The 1398-nt window shown below is 72.2% G+C and carries 2 protein-coding genes; both read right to left on the bottom strand.

Going from position 1 to position 1398, the window contains the following annotated elements:
- Window positions 1-768, bottom strand: a 768-nt coding sequence (locus AOK23_RS41125; RefSeq protein ID WP_055717514.1) for a PaaX family transcriptional regulator, incomplete at its 3' end; no start/stop codon positions are given.
- Between the two features lie 54 nt (window positions 769-822).
- A partial coding sequence (locus AOK23_RS41120) for a class I SAM-dependent methyltransferase (protein WP_055717513.1) occupies window positions 823-1398 on the bottom strand: 576 nt, incomplete at its 5' end.

Here is a 1398-nt window from a genome sequence, read left to right as displayed (position 1 = left end):
GAACGTCTCCTGGGCCTGCCGCGCCGGCCACTCCTCCGGAAGGTGCCGGACGGGCAGCCGGGGGTCGGTCCGAATGATCCGCAGCCACTCGGCGACCAGCCGCAGCCGGGTGGCGACGGGGTCGGCGGCGGCGAGGTCCGCGCTGGTCCAGCGTTTGTCGAACGCGACGTACCGCGCGGCGAGGGCCTCCAGGTCCCAGCTCTCGCGGATCATCAGCCCGATGTCGGTGAACTCGTCGGCGCGGGCGTGGAACACCTTCACATGGGCGTCGAGCCCCAGCTCCGAGACGATCCCTCGTACGTCGACGCGCCCCGGCGCGATCCACAGGCCGCTGTAGAGCGCCCCGAACCCGGACCAGATGAGCCGGGAGCGCAGATCGTGGCGTTGCCGTTGCCAGGACTCGGGGAGGGAGAAGCCGAGGAGGGTCCAGGTGCCGTCCCAGTCCTCGTTGACGGCGCCGTCGCGCCAGATGCGCTGTCCGCCGTCGCGCAGGATGCCGCTCGCGTGCGGGGTGAGGCCGAAGAACATCTTCCGTCCTTCGCGCTGCCTGCACAGCAGCCCCCGGTTCACCATCCGCGTCAGCGTCGACCGGACCGCCTGCTCGCCGGTGCCGACGCGTCCGAGGACGTCGATGATGCTCCCCGAGTACACCCCGAGGTCTCCCTCGCCGCGGTCCAGCACGTGGTTGCCGAAGAAGGCCAGCACGAGCGACTGCGGCCGCGGCTGCGGCACGTCGACGACATCGACGTCCAGGATCTCGTCCTCCACAGCGGTAAGGGTACGTAGGACCGGGGCGGAGCCGGGGTGGGGGCTGGCCCTGTCCTACCCCTCACCTCCCGGCTTCCGGGCGACGACGAAGATGCGGCGGAAGGGGAAGGCGGTGCCGTGGGGGGTGGCCGGGTAGGCCTCGCGGAGGGCGGTGCGGTACTCGGCGACGAAGGGGTCGGCGTCGTCGCCGAGTTCCGTGAGGATCGGCCGCAGTCCCGTCCCGGTGACCCAGTCGAGCACGGCGTCCTCGCCCTGGAGGAGGTGGACGTACGTCGTCTCCCAGGCGTCGACCTCGCAGCCGAGGTCGGCGAGCGTGGCCAGGTACGCGGCGGGCATGTGGACGGCGTCGTCGTGGCGGAGGGTGTCGCCGAGCCGGTCCCGCCAACGGTCGGACCGGGCGAGTTCCCGCATGAGGCGGTGGCTGGGCGAGTCGAAGTTGCCGGGCACCTGGAAGGCGAAGGTGCCGCCCGGCACGAGGGCGTCCACCCAGACCGGGAACCGGTCGAGGTGGCCGGGCACCCACTGGAAGGTCGCGTTGCTGACGATCAGGTCGTACGGCTCGGCAGGCACCCAGGTGCGGAGGTCGGCGGCGGCCGCATCGACTTCGCCGCCGCCGACCTCCGCACCTGG

Origin of the sequence: Streptomyces torulosus (genome assembly GCF_001419765.1) — a bacterium.
Lineage (GTDB): Bacteria > Actinomycetota > Actinomycetes > Streptomycetales > Streptomycetaceae > Streptomyces > Streptomyces torulosus.
This window is presented reverse-complemented; position numbering and strand designations above follow the sequence as displayed.